Here is a 17,834-nt window from a genome sequence, read left to right as displayed (position 1 = left end):
TCATCGCCTTGCACTGCTGGTGCAAGCACGTGAAAGGAATGAATCCCTTCTCATGACTAATATCCTGTTCACCAACTTTTGTATATTCGTAACCTTTTTATATTTATCCGGACTGCTGTCCAAAAAATATGTGGCCGGCGTTGTGACTCCCTCCACTACCGTGAAGATCAATGCCGGATTGCTCTTTGGCATCTACGGGATCATTCTGATGTACTATTCTTTTCCGATTGATCCCAGGTTTTTTGCCGATTTGCGGCATTTGGCTATCGTGGTGATTGCCAGCTACTTGGGCTGGCTTCCGTCGTTGATAGCAGGCGTTCTGATTGCACTCGGACGGATGATCCTGTTCGGCATGTCCGCTTCCTCTGCCATTGCGGGTGCCGGCATGCTGCTGATCGGCATGATCTGCGGAACCCTGTCTCGCACGCGTTGGGACCGGTTGACCAAAATGATGATCATGAGTGTATCCAGCATGCTGGTGCTCCTGTTTATTATGTGGATGAATATTCAGAACCACCAAAAAGTGTTTGCCGTCTTTACGCAGCATCTGATTATATCGGTGCTTGCCACCGTTGTCATCTACATGCTGACCGAGTATATCCATACCTCCAATAAATTGTTTCTGCAAATGAAAAAAAACGCGGAGACCGATCATCTGACCAGCCTGCACAATTTGCGCCAGTTTGAGCAGCTGTTGTCCGAGCGCTTTCTCGAAGCCCAGCATTTCAGCGAACGGCTGGGCGTTCTGGTCGTGGACATCGACCATTTCAAAAAAATAAACGACACCTACGGCCACGCGGCCGGAGATGTCGTTTTGCAGCAGCTCAGCAAAGTGCTGAGGGAGCATTCCCGTTCTTTTGACGAAGTGTCCCGCAACGGCGGGGAAGAATTCTCGGTGCTCGTTCCGGAAGCAACCATCGACGAAACGGCTGCGATTGCCGAACGGATCCGGGCCGCAGTAGAACGCCATGTATTCGTCCTTGAAGACGGGACCAGGCTGCGGATCACCGTGTCGATCGGAGCCGCCGTTCATCCGGATACGGTCCGGTCGAAGGATGCCAAGGAGCTGCTCCAGCAAGCGGACCATGAGCTTTACCGCGCCAAGAACAGCGGGCGCAACCGCGTATGCTCCGCCGTAGAAATCAATGACCTGGTCCTCTCTTAGCCTTGATCCGCCTTCAATACCTCTTCGATGACAGACAGCGTATCCGGCGACAGCTTGATGCCGGAAGCCTTCACGTTCTCTTCGACCTGCTCCGGGCGGCTTGCGCCGACAAGCGCACTGGATACGTTGTCCTGACGCAAAATCCAGGCCAGGGCCAATTGGCCGACGGTGATGCCCAGCTCGTCAGCTATGCGCCCGAGCGCCTGCACCTTCTGGAGGCGGTCTTCACTCATTTTGATTCGATCCGCTCCGATCTTGGATGCACGGCTGTTATCCGGCACTTCTTCCCTCGAGGCATACTTGCCCGTCAACAGTCCCTGCGCAAGGGGAGAATAGACCACCTGGCCAATCCCTTTCTTCTCGCCAAGCGGAATGACCTCCTCCTCAATCTTACGCTCAAACATATTATACAGCGGCTGATTCACCACGATGCGGTCCAGCAGATATCGGTCCGCAACAGCCAATGCCGCCTCCATTTGGGCAGCTGTCCACATACTGACTCCTACATAGAGCACCTTGCCTTGCCGAACGAGGTCATCCAGCGCGCGCAGCGTTTCTTCAAGCGGTGTCTCTTCATGGTATCGGTGGCAATAATAAATATCGACATAATCGGTACCGAGCCGTTTCAGACTCGCATCACACTGCTCCTTAATATGTTTGCGGGAAAGCCCCTGATCATTCGGTCCGTCCCCCATCTTGCCGAATACTTTTGTTGCCAGCACATAGGATTCCCTTGGGAATGCCCTCAAGGTTTCACCTACAACAACCTCGGCTGCCCCTTGGGCATACACATTTGCCGTATCAAAAAAGTTGACGCCGAGCCCATACGCCGTCTGAATCGACTTGACTGCATTCTCCCGTTCCACATATCCTCCGTACGTCAGCCAGCTCCCGAGACTGATATCGCTGACCTTCAGCCCGCTTCCGCCCAATCTTCTAAATTCCATATGTGAAACCTCCTTATACAAGATAGATGCTTCCCCATTATTGTAACATCTTCCTGTACGATGGATAGAGTAACCCTGTCTACTGCTTATAACCGGTAGATTTGATTCTTAATTTTACGGAAACATTAAACTTGATATGAGGATAGATCGCCGCCCATTCCTCCATTTCGGTTTTATTATTCCAATGCGTACCCCCGTACCGAAGACCGAAGCCAAGTGGATCCCGGCCTGTTTTTCGGATTTTTTCCAGCACATCGGTTATCGCTTTAGAGAGCTCCTTATTGTATATCCCCTCGATTTTTTTTACTTCTTCCGGTGTCAATAGCTTGATATCCTCCTTCTCCTCCAGCGTGGCTTGAATGCGAACCCGAAAATGGATCGCTTCTTGCCCCTTCGGGCTGGTTACGATCTTATAGCTTGCCCGCGTCCTGTCCGTGTTGACCTCAATCAATTCCCCGTCAACGCGGGTGCCAAAGTTGGTGCTTAGATTCCGAAGATCGAGCAGGTTGAACAGACGGGTCTCATCCTTCGTGAGAATTACCTTAACCTTGGACTTATCCATCAGGGCAACCTTATTGATATTCAGAACATTCTTCTCGCCTACCTCAACGACAGGCATGACAGGATCCTCCCCTACCTCGGTCATTCGGCGGGCAAGATCAAAGGAATAGGTCCTCGTAATAAAAGGGGACTCCGTGCCATCCTCGCTCAGCGCCAGAAAAATAGCGTTACCGGCAATCCGTTCGGTTGGCGGCTCTGCCCTGAGCACCTCCTCCGCCGTCGGGATCGCAACCGCCGGATACATCAGAAGCTGCATGTCCCTCCGGCGGACCGTCCAGTCCTCAATTTTGCTAATATCCCGGCGGGCATAGGCTTCACCGTACATTACGCCTTTGCAATGTCCAAAATCGAGCTCTTTGTCCACTTTGGATTTGACTTGACGAATCGCCTCCGCGATGCTGTCGGATTCCTCGGTAATGAGAAGCGACTTCTCCTCGCCGGTTTTCGGGTCACCCGAAGGGATCGAAATCTTGAAGCTGAAGTTATACAGATCGGGACTTTTCTCCGACACGTCAACACCGATGGATACCACAAAGAGGCGAAGGTCGATATCCCGAAACTCACATCCCGAGAGTGTAAGTGTAAGCATCGAGCAGCACAACACCCAGACCAGCCGACGTTTCAGCATGTTCATGCCCGCTTCCTCCTCCTTCTCCTTCTCCACACGGCGTAGAATAACAGGGCAATTAACAGGAATTCTCCCGCAAACCGAACATCGAGGAAGACAATGGCCATATCATTCAAAGAGTATTGATTGATGGCCATTGAGGATGCAAGGATGATCACGCAAAAAGCAGCAAGCACCCACCATTCCACCTTCCGCTTCTTACGAATGGACTCCGGTTTATCGGACTTCAGCCGAAATCCGCCCAGAATCAATTCCTTGCCCACATGCCAGTGGACAATGGAATTGACGAGGGAAAGGCACATATAGACCACATAGAACACGTAAATCATCCGTTCAATGATGAAGTAGCGGATGCGAAGCGAGTCTACGGTGGAGAAGGCAGGATACACATGCTCCCCTGCTCCCGCTGCTCCAAGCAGTCCGATCGGCGCAAAAATGGATACCGCCAGCGTTAGAATACTTACGATGACGATGGACCAGATATGCTTTACCCTGAACTTGTGGAAGATTCGATTGAAAACCACCATATTGATATATCCGGTATAAATGTAGGTCGCGGCTGCAACCGTCCGGTAATTGGGTATGTCCCACAGATGCGTAATGATCTGCCTGACCGCATCCCAGCTGTAGTAGGGATTACTAAAAACACGCCAAGCCATGTACATAATGATCGGAACGGTCATATAAAGGATCATTTCCAGGGCATACAGGATCGACTCCGAATCCAGCCTTGCACTAAGTGCCACGACAACCAGAAACCCAATCAGCACGATAATGGGCGACACATCCGGGCTGACATACCGGTTGGTAATATCCACAAAACTGACCAGCGTAATGACGCTGGAGAAATACCACCCTAATCCGTACAGAACCAGAAGCATGCCGGATATCCATGCAGGCATCACGGAATTGAAAATTTCCGGCAGTCCTTCGCCAGGAAATTTCTGGATTAGCTTGGTGAAAGTATATAGCAGCAAGGATCCGATAGGGATCGCTATCAGAATGGATATCAAGGCACCGTCAAATCGGTCCTGAATCAGGATCCTGGGCACATAGTTAATCAGGTTGATGGTCGCATTGAGCAGGAAGAGGTAATAAAAATATTTATTTCTAACCACTCTGCTGATCCCCCTTATTGCTCCACTCCACCGCAAACATCTTCAGATAAGGCTTGCCGAACGACCGCAGGCTGGTTAAGTACATAATCGTTGCAACGACACCCAGCACAATGCCTACCAGCCCGAAAAAGGTAGCCAGGAGAATGAATATGTACTTGGTCACGCGGATGCCGGAACTCATCATGTTGATCGGAATAACAAAGTTCGTAACCGCCACTGCAGCCACCAAAATAATCATGATATTGCTGACGAGCCCCGCTTCTGTAGCCGCTGTACCCAGTATGAGTCCACCGACCACGCAGGCGGTCTGGCCTATCGCCTTCGGCAGCCGGACACTTGCCTCCGTCAGAAACTCCATCGCCAGAAGCATAAAGATTACTTCGAAGAAGGAGGGATACGGGACGGTGGCCCGGCTGCCCGCAATGAGCAGTGTAATCTGCATTTTGAGTATTTCGGGATTGTAGGAGGTAAAAGCCACATACAGGCTCGGCATGAGGACCGTCACAAACAATGCGATGTACCGGATTCCCTTGAGGAACCATCCGATAGGGGGCAGCTGGATTTTGTCATCCATGGCTGTAAAGAAATCGTTGAAGATCGCCGGAAGCAGAATTGCGTACCCCGTCGAGTCAACAAGGACGGCTACTTTTCCCTGGGAAATATTCATGACCGTCCGGTCCGGCCGCTCGGTCAACATTAACGTTGGGAACAGTCTTAGCTGAGGGTGCATCGTATGCCGCTCAATCTCGGATGCAGACTGGACAATATCCGATTTGAGTTCAGAAAGACGCTTCCTTAATTCCTCCAAAACCGACTCATCGGCTTTGGTCACATCATAGAGGATGATAATCCGGGTCTGGGATATTTTCCCTACCGTCATAAACTCCGATTTCAGATTGGCCGTTTGGTAACGATGGCGTATTAAATTCAAATTCACTTCAATATTCTCGGTAAAGGAGTCATCCGGGCCTTGAATGACATTCTCCGTGCTGGCAGGCTGAATATCGCCTGCATTGATCAACACGGCATCAAACAGGAGCACCCGATCCTGAATGAACACCACGACGCAGCCCCGAAGCATATTGCGCATGAGCTCCGATTCCTCTGTTGGCTCAATCGTTGAAGGGAAGGATCGAATGAATTCTTCGTAAATCTTCAGAGAGTTCAATTCATAAAACCGGTTAATCAGGTCCTCATTCACCACAACGGGATCGCACATGCTCTTGAAATAAAGCAATAACGCGTGATCCTCCTGATTCTTAAGCTCCCGCTCCTCGATATCCCCGACCTTATGGAGCTGCTTCTGCAGCCATTGTTTAGCGTGTGAGGCATTTAGATGTGTCTTATGTGTCTCGCTGCTCATGATAATTCCCCTCGTTTTTCATAGAATTCCGATGATCATGTCGTTTCTCTAGGTTCTGCACAAATGTTCCAAATTATTACGAGTATTCAGAAATTCATGCAAATTCAGGAGAAGGGTAGATTAAGTCGCCATTCAAAGCTCGGGCTTCGTTTCTAATCATCCCTCTGTGGTAATAATGGAGACAAGGAACCTTAAGTTTGAGGATAATGCCTAAAGAAGCCGAGGAGGAATCGGAATGAACCCATCCAATCCATCATATCAAGAGCTGCCGCGATATCCGGAATCGCTGTGGAGAGCGACAACCGAGCTGCCTACTTTTCCCCGTCTGGCCGAAGATATAGAAGCAGACGTTGCCGTTGTCGGAGCCGGCATTACCGGGATTACAACCGCCTACCTGCTGGCCAAGGCCGGCAAGGATGTCGTATTGATTGAGGCTGGCCGCATACTGAACGGAGCGACGGGATACACAACAGCCAAGGTAACGGCCCAGCATGGGCTGATCTACCATGAATTGACGAGTCATTTTGGCGAGGAGAACGCCCGGCTCTATTACGAAGGAAACCGGGAAGCGATCGAATTCATACGGAATATCGTTGGCGGGGATGAAGAGAAGTTCGGGCTGAAGCTGGAGGACGCCTATATCTACGCCCAGGAGGACGACAAGTATCTCGCGAAGCTGGAGGACGAAATCAAAGCCTATGAGCAGCTCGGGATTCCGGGAGAATGGCAGGACAGTCTTCCCCTGCCCATGCCGATACGGGGAGCTATCAAGATGCCGGGGCAATACCAATTCCACCCGCTGCAGTATCTAAAGCACCTGACCGAACAGTTTCTCATGCTCGGGGGGCGGATCTATGAAAACACCACCATGGATGAAAAGGCTGAAACCGAAGGACCGATTACACTGCTGACCAAGCGGGGCGGCCACCGCATTACTTGCAACCACGCTGTTTCCGCCTCCCATTTTCCGTTCTATGACGGGAAGGGATTGTTCTTCACACGGCTGCACGTGGAACGCTCCTATGCGATTGCCGTTAAACCTGAGACGGCCTATCCAGGCGGGATGTACCTGAGTGTGGATAAGCCAAAGCGCTCCCTGCGTTCAGCTTCCTATAACGGTGAGGATCTGGTCATTGTCGGCGGGGAGAATCATCCCACGGGACGCAGCATCTGCACCCATCAGCATTATGAGAATCTGGAGCTGTTTGCCGGTAATCTGATGGGGGCTTCCGCCATTCCCTACCGCTGGTCGACGCAGGATCTGATTACACTGGACAATCTGCCATACATCGGACCAATTACTTCGAAGCATGACCGGATTTATGTTGCGACAGGCTTCCGCAAGTGGGGCATGACAACAGGAACACTGGCCGCGAATATCATCAGTGATCAAATCTTGGGAAAAACGAACCGCTATGCCGACATGTTCAACCCGTCCCGATTCAAGGCAGACCCGAGCATCAAAACATTTGTTGTGCAAAATGCGACGGTTGCCAAAGATTTTGTGGCTGGCAAAGTGGACCTGTCCCATGCCGACATTACCGAACTGAAGATAGGCGAAGGTGCCGTCGTTCGTCATAACGGCCAACGGGCAGGAGCTTACAAGGATGACCAGGGAAATCTGCATCTCGTGGACACGACCTGCACACACCTCGGCTGCGAGGTGGAATGGAACGAGGGCGAGCGCTCCTGGGATTGTCCATGTCACGGGTCCCGATTCCGTTATGATGGCAAGGTGCTGGAAGGCCCGGCCATAGAGCCATTGAAGCAGTTGGACGCTGAGGACTAAATATCATGAGGCTGTAACGCATAAAAAAACGAGGCGGAAACCAAGGGTCCCGCCTCGTTTTTTTACTCTAAATTGGTTATTCGTTTAATAGCTTGCTTCTAAACCGCCTTAATTCCCTAATCAACACCAAAATAATCCTATTTCTGGTATAATCGTAATAAATTCGTTATAGGAGGAATCGCCATGGTGCTTGACCCTGAATATTTGGATCGCATTAAAGAAGAGGTTTCCGAACGGAAAGCGAAGGAAAAATTAGGCGGCATCCAGCAGCATGGCCTGATCCGTGATTTTTTAATGACCCTCGCTGCAGCAGGCGCTTTCATTGTGGTGGCTGCCATCTTTGGTTTCATTCTGCATCACATTCGATATTAGATCACACCTGCAGTCCAATCAAAAAAGACACCCTCGCGGGTGCCTGTGGACATGTGATTGCGGAAGGCAGTGGATATGGGCTGGCCCAAGCTAAGCGATTTCCGGGGCCAGCTCGTCCCGGTAGGCCTCGAGCGACCGGTCTACGATGACACGAATGAAAGCCGGATCAATATCCTGGATCCACGGCATCGCATTATTCCAGGCATTTTCCTCGATTTGCAGCGCAATCTGCTTCTGATCCCATTCATCGATCGTTCCATCCATCCGGTCACACAGTTCCGTGAGTTTCAGGTCCATCGAATGGCCCAGCTCATGGGCAAACACCACCGCATAATAAGCATTAAACGACTCAAGTGATCCAAACAGCTGAAGACACTGCTGGCGTATGACCTCGGTATACATCGTCACACGATGTGAATGCATCACATATTTCCCGCCGATTAACCGGCCCCCTGGAAAATACGTATCCATCTCCACGGTGACACTGCTGCCCGACCGACGTAGAAGCTCTTGCGTAATTCGGTTCAGTTCGGACTTATTCAATGATGATCATGGCTCCCTTTAAAGATATAAACATCATTATAAAAGAACCATATGAAAATGCAATATCAAATATGCCTGCCGACTCACTCTCCCCCGACCAAAAACCTTAAGCCGCGGGGCCTGACAGACACGTCAGCCGGGGCCTCCATATAGACCTCACCATCCGTATCGGCCTTCATGGGCTTTGCCGTGGTCAGCTTGACCGAAGCGGCCTTCACATACTCTATGCTCTCATTGGCCGGCTTCCACTCCCCTTCGACCTTGCGGCTTAACAGTTCTTTTAACAGCGGAAGTCCGGCTTCACGGATAATCAGCACATCCAGTAAACCATCACACAGCGAATCGAGCGTAAAGGGAAGCGGACGAGTCCCGAGGTAACGGCCATTCGAAATGTAGATCATGACGGCCTCACCTTCGCTGGTATGTCCGTCATATTCCAGACTGTAAGAGAAGGGTTCAGCAGCACGTACGGTTTGCAGCATGCTGATAAAATAACTCAATTTGCCCAGTTTCCCTTTCAAATCCGGATTGATATTCTCCGACGTGTCCGTAATGAGGCCCACTCCGAAAAAATTCGTGAACACCCGGCCTTGAGCCATGCCGATATCCAATTCCCGAACATGTCCCTTCATTAATTCGTCAGCCGCGAGCGCAAGCTCCACCGGCAGATTCATGGAGCGGGCAAAATCATTGCAAGTGCCTACAGGCAAAATCCCTACGAGCGGCGGATGATCCAGCGTTGCAATGCCATTAACACACTCATGGACCGAGCCGTCCCCGCCCATAATGAGAATGAGATCGTATGTCCCGCCTTGATCCCTGCACAATGCCTCCCCCTCGCCAGGCTTAAAGGTCTGATACAACACCAGCTCCTTCACGTTCTTCGCCAATACTGGAATTACCGCCGCCAGCTGCTGCAGCGTTTCCTGCTGGCCTGCGTTCTGGTTGTACACTAGCAATGCCCGACTATACATCATTCCATGACCCCCTCATATCCGTACCGGAATGTCTTGCTTCTATTATTACCCTTTGTCGTGAACCTATTAATCAGTACAGCTTGAATAGGTCCCCGTTCACCTCCGACCCATCATGCTGCAGCTTTAAATCAGCCCTCCATGCTGGAATAAGAAGACCCCTTCTGCAATCGAAGGGGTCTTCAGGGACTTCAATTATGCCTGCATTCTGTTATCCAGCCTCATGCTGATCGCTGAACTGACTGTTGTACAGGTCCGCATAGAAGCCTTCTTGCAACAGCAGCTCCTGATGGGTTCCCTGTTCAATGATGCTGCCCTTGTTCATAACCAGAATAAGGTCCGCATCGCGAATCGTGGATAGACGATGCGCAATGACAAAGCTGGTCCGGTCCTTCATCAGCTCATTCATCGCCTTCTGAATGTACAGCTCGGTCCGGGTATCCACGCTGCTGGTCGCTTCGTCAAGAATCAGAATCGACGGATTCGCCAGAATGGCCCGCGCAATCGTGAGCAGCTGCTTCTGCCCTTGCGATATGTTGGAGGCCTCCTCGTTCAGAACGGTGTCATAGCCGTCCGGCAGCGTCCGGATGAAGTGGTCGGCATGAGCCGCTTCCGCTGCTCTGATGATCTCTTCCTCCGTGGTCCCCTCGCGGCCGTATCCGATATTTTCCCGGATCGTCCCGTTAAAGAGCCAGGTATCCTGGAGCACCATTCCGAACAGGCTGCGAAGCTCACCCCGTCGAAGGGACGTAATATCCGTTCCGTCTATCGTAATTTTGCCCTTGTTAAGCTCATAGAACCGCATCAGCAGATTAATAAGCGTGGTCTTCCCTGCACCGGTTGGACCGACAATAGCCACCGTCTGTCCGTGCTTCACATCGACGTTCATATCCTCGATCAGAAGCTGATCCGCTTTATAACCAAAACTCACATTCTGGAAGGACACATCGCCGAGCGGCTTCTTGAGGGCTGCCGGAGCCGTATGCTCAGACACTTCTTCTTCCTCGTCCAGCACTTCAAATACGCGCTCTGCCGATGCAATCGTGGATTGAATGACATTCGCGATATTGGCAAGCTGCGTGATCGGCTGTGTGAACTGGCGTGAATATTGGATGAACGCCTGGATATCCCCGATCTCGATTGCTCTGCGGGTGACCAGAACGCCACCGACAACACTCACGATCACATACCCGATATTGCCAACAAAACTCATCAGCGGCATGATCGTTCCCGAGATGAACTGGGCTTTCCATCCGGCATCATAGAGCTTGTCGTTGACTTCATCGAATTGCTCCATCGATTGTCGTTCCCGGCCAAACGCCTTCACCACTTTATGACCTGTATACATCTCTTCCACATGTCCGTTCAGTTGGCCCAGATGCTTCTGTTGTGCCACGAAATGCTTCTGAGAGCGCTTGGCAACCATGATGGTGACCACCACGCTGAGCGGCAGGGTCAATATAACCACCAGAGTCAGCAGCGGACTGATTGTAAGCATCATGATGATAACCCCGACCAGTGTTACCACAGAGGTAATCATCTGTGTAAGACTCTGCTGAAGCGTACTGCTGATATTGTCCATATCGTTCGTGACCCGGCTCAGCGTCTCCCCATGCGTACGGGCGTCAAAATATTTAAGCGGCAGGCGTCCGAGCTTGTTATAGACATCCTTGCGCAGATCGTAAACAGTCCGCTGTGCCACGCCAGCCATGACATATTGCTGGATATAAGCAAACAGCGAGCTTAACAGATACAGGCCTGCCAGCCAGAGCATGATATTCCGAATGGCATCAAAATCAATCCCGGCACCCGGTACGCCCTGCATTTTGGCCATGAATCCTTTGAACAGGATCGTGGTTGCATCACCGAGAATTTTCGGGCTCACAATGCTGAATATCGTACTCAAGATGGCTGCGGTCAAGACGATCAGCAGTTTCCCCGTATGGGGCTTAAGGTATCGTGTAAGCCGGCGCAAAGTCCCCTTGAAATCCTTGGCTTTCTCGGCTGCCATCCCGGCACCATGCGGCCCGCCGCCGAAGGGACCGCCCTGGCCCCGAGGATGTCCTCCCCGTTTCTTCTCGCTCATGCGATCTCCTCCTCTGACAGCTGTGAGGTGACAATTTCACGGTACACATCGCTTGATGCCATAAGTTCCCCATGCGTGCCCATTCCGGCAATGCGTCCCTGTTCCAGCACGATGATTCGGTCAGCGTCCATGACGGTGCTGACACGCTGGGCCACAATCAGAACCGTAGCCTCGGTCGTTTCCTCCCTCAGCGCTGCACGAAGATTCGCATCGGTCTTGAAATCCAGCGCAGAGAAACTGTCATCGAACACGTAGATTTCAGGTCTCCGGACCAGCGCCCTGGCAATGGAGAGCCGCTGCTTCTGGCCTCCGGATACATTGCTGCCGCCTTGGGAAATCTCGGCATCATAACCGCCTTCCATTGAAGAGATGAAATCAGCCGCCTGGGCAACTTTCGCGGCATGCTGAATCTCCTCGTCCGTTGCGTCTTCCTTGCCGTAGCGGATATTCTCTGCAATCGTACCGGTGAACAGCAGCGCCTTCTGCGGCACAAATCCGATCCGGTTCCGCAGATCCTCCTGCATCAAGTCCCGAATATCCGTCCCGTTAACGAGAATCCGCCCGGAGGTCACATCATAGAAACGCGGAATCAAGCTGATCAGCGTTGATTTGCCTGAACCTGTTCCTCCAATAATCGCGGTAATCTCACCCGGGCCTGCCTGGAAGGAGATATCGGATATGGCCGGCTCCTCTGCGCCCGGATAATAGAAGGTGACGTCCTGAAATTCAATGGAACCCGTCTGAATGCCGGTATTCCGCGGCTGCTTCGGATCGTGGATCTCCGGTATCATGTTCAATACCTCATTGATCCGGACTGCCGATGCCTGCGCGCGCGGAATCATGACAAACATGACGGACAGCATGATCAGTGAGAACATGATCATCATCGCGTATTGGAGGAAGGCCATGAGGTCACCGACCTTCATGTGGCCGGTATCGATTCGCAGCCCCCCGAACCAAACAATCGCCAGCGTGGCGAAGTTCATGACAAGCATCATGACGGGCATCATGGCACCCATGATTTTGTTAACCTTGATCGAGGTGGCTGTCAGATCCTCATTGGCATCATTAAACCGGACCGTCTCATGGTCCATGCGGTTAAACGAACGGATGACCCGCATTCCGGTCAGATTCTCACGCAGCACGCGGCTGAGTGTATCAATCTTGATCTGTATGGCCTTGAAGAGCGGAATCCCTTTTTTGGCAATGATGAAAATAGCCAACGCGAGAATCGGCAGGACGATCAGAAGCACCGTTGTCAGTCCCGGATCTCTCGATACCGCCATCACGATGCCCCCGATACACATCATCGGCGCGATGGCCATCATGCGAAGAATCATGATCGTGACCTGCTGCACCTGTGTGATATCGTTGGTGGTACGGGTTATCAGGGAAGCTGTTCCGATCTTGTCAAATTCCTGCAGCGTAAAATTCTCGACATGGGAGAATACGCGCCCACGCAGAATCCGGCCAAAACCTGTTGCCGATTTGGATGCCAAATAACTTGCCGCAATGGAGCAGACCATGCCGCCTGCTGTAACCAGGAGCATAAAACCTCCCACACTCCAAATGTAAGGAACGTCCCCCTTCACGATGCCGATATCCACAATGTCAGCCATCAAGGTCGGCAAGTAAAGATCAGACAGACATTGGAAAAATGTGAACAGCAGAACAAAAATGACCGCTGTCCGGTATGGTTTCATGTATTGAAAGAGCTTTAACAAATCCCCCACCCCTACTCGTTGTCTGATGTTGTTTCATTCGAATTGCGCTTATGTTCTTGGAATTGGTAAATCTTCGTCAGCAGCTCCGTCAGCTTGACGCTGTCCTCTTCACCAAGAAAATCAACCAGCTCGTTAAAGTTGTTTTTGACTTTCAGGTAGGTTTGCTGGACAATACGGTTCCCTGCCTCCGTAAGCTGTACGCGAACCGCACGTCGGTCCTGTGCATCCATCACTCGCTCCACCAAGCCTTTACTCTCCAAGCCGTTGATAAATTGCGTGATCGTTGGTGACGTAACGTTCATCATGCTGCTGATCTCCGACACCTTCATACCGGGTCCGTCAGGCTCGATATGATGTCTGAGCCCCATTAGAACTCGAATTTCACCAGGGGTATAGCCGGAAATCATGTGCTGATCCCACTCCTGCTTATGAAACATACGGATGCTGTACAGGAGCCTGCTGGCTACGCTGTCTTCCCGCACGCCCCCCTTCATGCACCTTTCTTCTCGTGACTGTCTTTCCTCGTCAACGGTATCTCCATTATGTGAATCTGGTTGTTTATCCTGTGTCATTGGCCACCTCTTCTCTACAGCACTAAAGCTTGAATTGACATGGTACAGACCATTTCTCCTTAAATAGATAGTTTGCCAATCTATTTGGTTACCTAACTATATACCTGGAGAAGACCGAAGTCAAATCGACTTCGGTCTTCCCGTAACACTATAATTCCTCGTCGTATAGAAGCTGCTGATAAGCCCCTTGGTGCACTCTGCCGCTCTTGCGTAACGACTTGCCAGAGCTCTTGTTCTGCCGCCGGGTGCTTGCCTTTTCTTTACGGGCGATATGAGCGAGCTCGCGCTCTGTTTTCTTGTAATTCGCATAACGCTTTGCATCCAGCGTCCCGTCCTGCAATGCTTCCCGGACCGCGCAGCCTGCTTCGGTCTCATGTCGGCAATCATGGAATCGACACTGCTGCGAGAGCGTGGAGATGTCCGCAAAGGCAGTCTCAAACCCCTCCTCTGAATCCCACAGCTGCAGCTCCCTCATGCCCGGGGTATCCACCATGATAGCACCTCCCGGCAGCACGAACAGCTCCCGGTGTGTCGTGGTATGGCGTCCCCTTGCATCCTCTTCCCGAATCCCTTGAACACGCTGCATCTCCTGACCGGACAGCCAGTTCAATAACGTGGATTTGCCCGCCCCGGAAGTGCCCGTTATTGCCACTGTCTTCCCTTGCACCAAGTAATCTTGAAGCTGCTCCTTCCCTTGGTCCTTTAAGGAGCTCACCACAAACACCGGCACACCGAGAGCGACCTCTTCCACCAGCGAGACATATGTTTCAGGCGATTCACATAGATCCGCCTTGGTGAGCAGGATGACCGGTGCAGCTCCGCTCTCCCAGACAGCAATTAAATAGCGTTCAATTCTGCGGACATTAAAATCCTTATTCAGCGCATTAATGATAAACACGGTATCGATGTTCGCGCCGATAACCTGCTCATCCGGCACGCTGCCTGCTTCCCTGCGCGTGACAGCGGACTTGCGGGGCAGCAGCTTGTGAATGACGGCCCGCGATTCGCCCTGGAGCGGCTCGACCAGCACCCAATCGCCGACAGCCGGGAAATCGCTTTTGCTGCCCGCTTCGTATTCATACTTCCCTGTGACAACAGCCGTCTGCTCACCTTCTTGGGTTATAATGCGGTATTGCTTTGAGAACTGGGCTGTCACGCGCGCCGGCACGAGCTCTTTGTCCTGCTTCGGCATCTGCTCAGCCATCAAGCTCCAGTGTTCATTCCATCCATATGTGTGTAACGGTGTCATTTCTTGTTTAGTCAAATTCGTTATATCCCCTTATCATTATCAATTTGGTTGTTATATCAAAACACAAAAAAACCGCAGATTTGTATCTGCGGCTGATCTGAATATACACCAGAAGAAGGCATCATGTCCCTACGGTTACCCCGTGAAGACAGTACCAAACCCCGAGTATAGACACAAAAAACCCGCAGGATACCAAACACGGTCTCCTGCGGGTTCCAGGTATGGAAGTAAGGGCTCGATCTCTAGCCTCACCTCTTCGTTACCATTAGAATTTCCCGTCCAAAGAGACCAACGTCAAAGCGACCCATCCACTATGCATCATAACCATTTGACATCAGCCTCCTTCTGCTTAATTAATATATCCGTATTATAGAGTTCCAATTTCCAGGTGTCAACATCCCATGAAAAATTTAGATTCGCCTAAAATTTCTCCACTCCTCTGGCAGCAGCATCCCGTATTGGCGATTCAGAAAACGGTCATCGACAAGTGTGAGCGTACCGCTGTCTTGCTCTGATCGAATCAGGCGGCCTCCGGCCTGCAGCACTTTGTTCATCCCCGGGTACACGTAAGCGTAATCGTATCCCCTCTTGCCGGTACGGTCGAAATAATCCTTGATGATGTCATTCTCGAAAGACAACTGCGGCAATCCCACGCCGATCACTACGACACTGGAGAGCCGTTCTCCCTTCAGATCAATACCCTCCGAGAAAATGCCGCCCATTACCGCAAAGCCGATCAGCGGATCGGCTGCATCCGCCTGAAATGCATTCAGGAACGCCTCCCGCTCCCCCTCGCTCATCCCGTGTCCCTGAAGCAGCGTGCGTGCCCCGGGATTCATTCGGGCGAAGTCTTCATGAATATCCTGCATGTAGGGGTAGGACGGCAGAAAAATCAAGGTATTCACCGGCTGCTCCTGAACCAGAGCACTCAGCATCCGCACGATGGCCTCACGGCTCCGCTCCCGATCCTTGAACCGCGTCGACAATGGCAGAACTCGCACATCCAGCTGCTCGGCCGAGAATGGGGACGGAATCGAGAGGCTGTAGTCCTCTTCCTCCGCTCCTAGCATATCGCGATAATAGCCGAGCGGCATAAGGGTGGCCGAGAAAAACACGCTAGACCGATAATTCTTGGCCGCTTGCTGAAGCAAATAAGAGGGATCCAGACAAAACAGCTTGAGAAACACCTCGCTCTGACTCATCTCTGCATAGGTGACAAACCGGTCGTCATACAGCTTGGAGATACGCAGATAGCCCTGTACGGCAAAATAGCACTCCAAAAGCGCATCGGCCTCATCCCCGCTTTTGCCTGTCATCAGTTCGGCTTCCGCCTGGAGGGCAAAGTCCTCCAATAGTTCGACCATCATCTCCGGCTGCTGGGAGCCTACAATCCGCTCTTCCTCTTCACCGGCCTTGCGCAGAATCTTAAAGCGGTTATTGACCCGTTTAGCCGTATTGTACAGCGTGGGATTGCTCTCTTTATAAGCCCTCTGCAGTTCTAAGAACGCAGATTTATTCAGTTCACCCGAGAACATCCCTCTCGCGCGGTCCACCAGATTATGCGCCTCATCAACGAGCAGCACGCTGCGCTTCTTCACTTCCTCCGGCATACGCTTGAAGGATACACGCGGGTCAAACACATAGTTGTAATCACAGATGACGGCATCAGCCGCATAAGCGGCGTCCAGCGAGAACTCAAACGGACAGACCGTATGCTTGCGGGCATAATCCTCAATGACGGGCCTCGTGATCAACGTTTCATTCGAGAGCAGATCCAGTATGGCGTCATTGATCCGGTCATAGTAGCCCTCCGAGAACGCACAGCCCATCTGACTGCAGCCTTCCGCTTCGCTGAAACAGATCTTGTCCTTCGCCGTCAGCGTGACTGCGTGCATACAGAGCCCTTGACGCTCCATGCGCGCCATGGCTTCCTCTGCAGTGGTTCGGGTAATCGTTTTGGCTGTCAGGTAAAAGATCCGCGATAGCAGTCCTTCACCGATCGCTTTAACCGAAGGAAACAGCGTGGATATGGTTTTGCCTATGCCGGTCGGCGCTTTGGCGAACAATCTCCGTCCTTCACCGATGCTTTTATATACGGCACCGGCAAGCTTCCGCTGTCCCTCCCGGTAGGCAGGAAACGGGAATTTAAGCTCGCGGATGCTCCGATCTCTCCGCTCGGCATGCTCTCTTAACAGGTTCGCATAGGGAGCATATGCCCCCACGACCTCAAGCACAAAGGATTCCAGCTGAGGCAAACTCCATTCCTGCACGAACTGCTTCCGCTCTCCGCTCGGCACCTGGAAATAGGTCAATCTGACTGCCATCCTTGGCATCTCATGCAACTTCGCATACATATAGGCATACATTTTGGCTTGCGCCCAGTGAACCGGGTAGGTGTGCTCGGTAATCTCGCCCAAATCTCCGGAGGTCGACTTGATCTCATCAATCATGATCCGTTCTTCCTCCCGAATCAGGCCGTCACAGCGACCCTCCACCACAAACAGCAGATCCTCGTACGGAATCTCGACTTCAAGCTGCACTTCCTTCTGATCGTTCTCGCCATAATCGCGCTGTACTTGCTGATGCGCGCGGGTACCCTCGGTGAGGGAGGTCGCCGTGCGAAAGCCCGAGGTAATGCTGCCGCTGCGAAAGACGTATTCCACCAGCGGCCTTACGGATATTTGGATAGTATGAGGCATGATGGTCTCCTATCGTTCATGTTCTTATGAAGCGTATTATACCA

Annotated in this window: 14 protein-coding genes; 3 read left to right on the top strand and 11 right to left on the bottom strand. The window is 51.8% G+C overall.

Annotated elements, in window-relative coordinates; all coding sequences use genetic code 11:
* Nucleotides 1-52: 52 nt before the first annotated feature.
* Entirely contained in the window at nucleotides 53-1,165 is a 1,113-nt protein-coding gene (locus M2277_RS18190) for a GGDEF domain-containing protein (RefSeq protein ID WP_006207012.1), read from the top strand.
* Here the strand turns inward: M2277_RS18190 and M2277_RS18185 are convergent.
* From M2277_RS18185 to M2277_RS18170, 4 genes are all read right to left on the bottom strand, one after another.
* Entirely contained in the window at nucleotides 1,162-2,112 is a 951-nt protein-coding gene (locus M2277_RS18185; RefSeq protein ID WP_006207013.1) for an aldo/keto reductase family protein, read from the bottom strand. The genes M2277_RS18190 and M2277_RS18185 overlap by 4 nt on opposite strands.
* A 79-nt stretch (nucleotides 2,113-2,191) precedes the next feature.
* Nucleotides 2,192-3,307, bottom strand: a complete 1,116-nt coding sequence (locus tag M2277_RS18180) for a Ger(x)C family spore germination protein (protein ID WP_063478048.1) — start codon at nucleotides 3,305-3,307, stop codon at nucleotides 2,192-2,194.
* Complete coding sequence (locus tag M2277_RS18175) at nucleotides 3,304-4,419, bottom strand: GerAB/ArcD/ProY family transporter (protein ID WP_280755299.1); 1,116 nt, start codon at nucleotides 4,417-4,419, stop codon at nucleotides 3,304-3,306. Before M2277_RS18175 ends, M2277_RS18180 begins: the two co-directional genes overlap by 4 nt.
* Complete coding sequence (locus tag M2277_RS18170) at nucleotides 4,412-5,782, bottom strand: spore germination protein (protein ID WP_280755298.1); 1,371 nt, start codon at nucleotides 5,780-5,782, stop codon at nucleotides 4,412-4,414. The genes M2277_RS18175 and M2277_RS18170 overlap by 8 nt, the downstream gene beginning before the upstream one ends.
* 235 nt (nucleotides 5,783-6,017) lie before the next feature.
* Between M2277_RS18170 and M2277_RS18165 the strand changes: the two genes are divergently transcribed.
* Both M2277_RS18165 and M2277_RS18160 read left to right on the top strand, forming a co-directional pair.
* The gene (locus tag M2277_RS18165; RefSeq protein WP_280755297.1) at nucleotides 6,018-7,571 is read left to right on the top strand and encodes an FAD-dependent oxidoreductase; all 1,554 of its coding nucleotides are present in this window, start codon (nucleotides 6,018-6,020) and stop codon (nucleotides 7,569-7,571) included.
* A 183-nt stretch (nucleotides 7,572-7,754) separates the two neighbouring features.
* Nucleotides 7,755-7,943, top strand: coding sequence for a hypothetical protein (locus M2277_RS18160; protein ID WP_280755296.1), 189 nt, complete (start codon nucleotides 7,755-7,757; stop codon nucleotides 7,941-7,943).
* 90 nt (nucleotides 7,944-8,033) lie between these two features.
* Here M2277_RS18160 and M2277_RS18155 read toward each other — a convergent pair whose 3' ends face one another.
* From M2277_RS18155 to M2277_RS18125, 7 genes are all read right to left on the bottom strand, one after another.
* On the bottom strand, nucleotides 8,034-8,486 hold the full coding sequence (locus tag M2277_RS18155; protein ID WP_006207019.1) for a hypothetical protein: 453 nt from the start codon (nucleotides 8,484-8,486) through the stop codon (nucleotides 8,034-8,036).
* Nucleotides 8,487-8,569: 83 nt separating this feature from the next.
* Nucleotides 8,570-9,463 carry a diacylglycerol/lipid kinase family protein gene (locus M2277_RS18150; RefSeq protein ID WP_173937129.1) on the bottom strand — a complete coding sequence of 298 codons (894 nt, stop codon included), beginning with the start codon at nucleotides 9,461-9,463 and terminating at the stop codon, nucleotides 8,570-8,572.
* A 208-nt stretch (nucleotides 9,464-9,671) separates the two neighbouring features.
* On the bottom strand, nucleotides 9,672-11,546 hold the full coding sequence (locus M2277_RS18145; protein WP_006207021.1) for an ABC transporter ATP-binding protein: 1,875 nt from the start codon (nucleotides 11,544-11,546) through the stop codon (nucleotides 9,672-9,674).
* Complete coding sequence (locus M2277_RS18140) at nucleotides 11,543-13,270, bottom strand: ABC transporter ATP-binding protein (RefSeq protein ID WP_063478051.1); 1,728 nt, start codon at nucleotides 13,268-13,270, stop codon at nucleotides 11,543-11,545. Before M2277_RS18140 ends, M2277_RS18145 begins: the two co-directional genes overlap by 4 nt.
* An 11-nt stretch (nucleotides 13,271-13,281) precedes the next feature.
* Nucleotides 13,282-13,842 carry a MarR family winged helix-turn-helix transcriptional regulator gene (locus tag M2277_RS18135; protein ID WP_063478052.1) on the bottom strand — a complete coding sequence of 187 codons (561 nt, stop codon included), beginning with the start codon at nucleotides 13,840-13,842 and terminating at the stop codon, nucleotides 13,282-13,284.
* A 148-nt stretch (nucleotides 13,843-13,990) separates the two neighbouring features.
* Nucleotides 13,991-15,106, bottom strand: a complete 1,116-nt coding sequence (rsgA, locus tag M2277_RS18130) for a ribosome small subunit-dependent GTPase A (protein WP_280755295.1) — start codon at nucleotides 15,104-15,106, stop codon at nucleotides 13,991-13,993.
* Between the two features lie 395 nt (nucleotides 15,107-15,501).
* Nucleotides 15,502-17,790 (bottom strand): ATP-dependent DNA helicase, encoded by a 2,289-nt coding sequence (locus M2277_RS18125; RefSeq protein ID WP_280755294.1) that lies wholly within the window; start codon nucleotides 17,788-17,790, stop codon nucleotides 15,502-15,504.
* Nucleotides 17,791-17,834 lie beyond the last annotated feature (44 nt).

The organism is Paenibacillus sp. LBL (assembly GCF_029893715.1).
Taxonomy (GTDB): domain Bacteria; phylum Bacillota; class Bacilli; order Paenibacillales; family Paenibacillaceae; genus Paenibacillus_AQ; species Paenibacillus_AQ glucanolyticus.
Note: the sequence above shows the minus strand (reverse complement) of the source record. Positions and strands in the feature narration are given on the sequence as shown.

Bases quoted from the DNA above. Each gene is read 5' to 3' on its own strand.
- M2277_RS18190 (WP_006207012.1), top strand. From the start codon at position 53: ATGACTAATATCCTGTTCACCAACTTTTGTATATTCGTAACCTTTTTA.
- M2277_RS18185 (WP_006207013.1), bottom strand. From the start codon at position 2,112: ATGGAATTTAGAAGATTGGGCGGAAGCGGGCTGAAGGTCAGCGATATC.
- M2277_RS18180 (WP_063478048.1), bottom strand. From the start codon at position 3,307: ATGAACATGCTGAAACGTCGGCTGGTCTGGGTGTTGTGCTGCTCGATG.
- M2277_RS18170 (WP_280755298.1), bottom strand. From the start codon at position 5,782: ATGAGCAGCGAGACACATAAGACACATCTAAATGCCTCACACGCTAAA.
- M2277_RS18165 (WP_280755297.1), top strand. From the start codon at position 6,018: ATGAACCCATCCAATCCATCATATCAAGAGCTGCCGCGATATCCGGAA.
- M2277_RS18160 (WP_280755296.1), top strand. From the start codon at position 7,755: ATGGTGCTTGACCCTGAATATTTGGATCGCATTAAAGAAGAGGTTTCC.
- M2277_RS18150 (WP_173937129.1), bottom strand. From the start codon at position 9,463: ATGATGTATAGTCGGGCATTGCTAGTGTACAACCAGAACGCAGGCCAG.
- M2277_RS18145 (WP_006207021.1), bottom strand. From the start codon at position 11,546: ATGAGCGAGAAGAAACGGGGAGGACATCCTCGGGGCCAGGGCGGTCCC.
- M2277_RS18135 (WP_063478052.1), bottom strand. From the start codon at position 13,842: ATGACACAGGATAAACAACCAGATTCACATAATGGAGATACCGTTGAC.
- M2277_RS18125 (WP_280755294.1), bottom strand. From the start codon at position 17,790: ATGCCTCATACTATCCAAATATCCGTAAGGCCGCTGGTGGAATACGTC.